The 2,007-nt window shown below is 50.1% G+C and carries 2 protein-coding genes; one reads left to right on the plus strand and one right to left on the minus strand.

Annotated features, from left to right (window positions below; translation table 11 throughout):
• The first annotated feature begins 108 nt into the window (after nt 1–108).
• Nucleotides 109–894: a 23S rRNA (guanosine(2251)-2'-O)-methyltransferase RlmB gene (gene rlmB / locus Q0294_RS14035; protein ID WP_299466516.1), complete on the plus strand. Its 786-nt coding sequence runs from the start codon at nt 109–111 to the stop codon at nt 892–894.
• Nucleotides 895–920: 26 nt separating this feature from the next.
• Here the strand turns inward: rlmB and Q0294_RS14040 are convergent.
• A partial coding sequence (locus Q0294_RS14040; RefSeq protein ID WP_299466518.1) for an efflux RND transporter permease subunit occupies nt 921–2,007 on the minus strand: 1,087 nt, incomplete at its 5' end.

Here is a 2,007-nt window from a genome sequence, read left to right on the forward strand (position 1 = left end):
GCCATTTACGTGCTCATAATCAATCAAATGATGACCAACAGTTAAGAATACTATTGGACTTGAGTTCATTTTTATTTAATAGAATAATCAAAGTGATAAAGAATTCCTATGGTCGGAAAGCATTCTAAAGGAAAGAAATACAAGCCCCTGCTGGGAAACCACCAGAAGTGCTGGATCTGGGGCAGGAATGCGGTCATGGAAACATTGTCGGCAGGTTTCTGGCCGATCTGGGAATTGCATTTATCAGAACAGTTAAGCGCAGACGAAATGACTCTGGCTGAACAGCGTGCGAAGCAATTATCCATTCCGGTTTGCATCACCTCGGACGCTGATCTTGCTCAAAAATGTCGCGCCAGCGATCATCAGGGGATGATTGCCAAAATGGCTCCCTTTCCCTATTCCTCTGCGCAGGAAATCATACAGCAACAAACTTCATCGCCACTCTACGTGATCCTGGACCGCATTCAGGATCCCTACAATTTCGGAGCAATCATTCGGTCTGCTGAAATTCTGGGTGCGCATGGCGTTTTCACAGGAACGGATGAACAATGCGAGGTAAACAGCCTCGTCTGCCGCACGTCGGCCGGTGCAGTGAACCGTATCCCGATTGCAGAAGTCTCCGATCTCGCACAACTCTGTCGTGAGTTGAAACAGGCCGGGATTTTCGTCGTGGGAACGGCGATGCACGCTCACGGCGTGCTTTCGAATTATGATTTTCACCAACCGACGGCCATTGTCGTGGGAAATGAAGGCTCAGGCATCAGTCGGGAGTTACTCGAAACGTGTTCTCATCTGGTCCGAATTCCACAGCAGGGTCAGACAGAATCTTTGAATGTTGCGATTTCTGCCAGTATTCTACTGTATGAAGCCAGCCGACAACGTCACTTCAGTTAGTCCGTTGTCGGATAACGTTCGCCCCGTTAGCTTGCCGGTGTCGCGGAACCGGCTGCCTCTTCTTCTTCCATCGCCGGTTTTGAACCTCGCATCCATTCGCTCATCTTCTGAATAATCACATACATCACGGGAACCATAAATACACCAAAGAATGTCGCAGCCGTCAGCCCCGCGACGACCGCCGTTCCCAATGCCTGTCGACTCGCGGCGCCGGCTCCCGCTGCAATCGCCAGAGGTACTGCGCCTAGAATCGCGCTGATGGCAGTCATCAGAATGGGACGAAACCGGAGATGGCAGGCTTCGATCGCGGCATCAGTGATCGATTTGCCCGCTTCACGCTGGAGCTTGGCAAATTCCACAATCAGAATCGCATTTTTACTGGCCAGCGCGATCAGTAAAACAAAACCGACCTGCGTATAGATATTATTATCCAGTCCACGCAGCATGGTGGCAAAAATCGCCCCGAAGATCCCCAATGGTACGGAGAGAATGACCGACAGGGGAATCGTCCAGCTTTCATATTGGGCACATAAAAACAAATATACAAAGACCAGTGCCATCGCAAAAATGAAAGGCGCCATGTTCCCTGCTTCAATCTGCTGGTACGCGATTCCCGTCCATTCATAGCCGAATCCTTCCGGCAGGATTTCATCCGCAAGTTGTTCCATCCGCGTAATCGCCTGCCCTGAGCTGTAGCCTGGACCCGGGTTTCCGGTAATGGCGGCTGTCGGATATAAATTATAATGATCCACTTCTTGCGGGCCGGCAGAATTATTGACTTTGATCAGGGTATGCAGCGGCACCATACTCCCTCTGCGGTCTCGTACTTTCAAACGAGTGATATCTTCCACCTTGTTTCGATAATCCTCATCAGCCTGAACCATGACTTTGAAGACTTGATTGAAAATGTTGAAGTCGTTCACATATGTGGAGCCTAGCTCCGCCTGCAAGGTATCAAAGATGGAATCGAGGGGGACTCCCATTTTGATCGCTTTCTCACGATCGATGTCCAGATAAATCTGGGGCACGGTGGCACTGAAGTTGGTGTTCAATCCCGATAACACGGGGTCAGAATTTCCGCGATCCATTAAATCCGTGACTGCCATCTGCAAG

This window comes from uncultured Gimesia sp. (genome assembly GCF_937919775.1).
Classification (GTDB): domain Bacteria; phylum Planctomycetota; class Planctomycetia; order Planctomycetales; family Planctomycetaceae; genus Gimesia.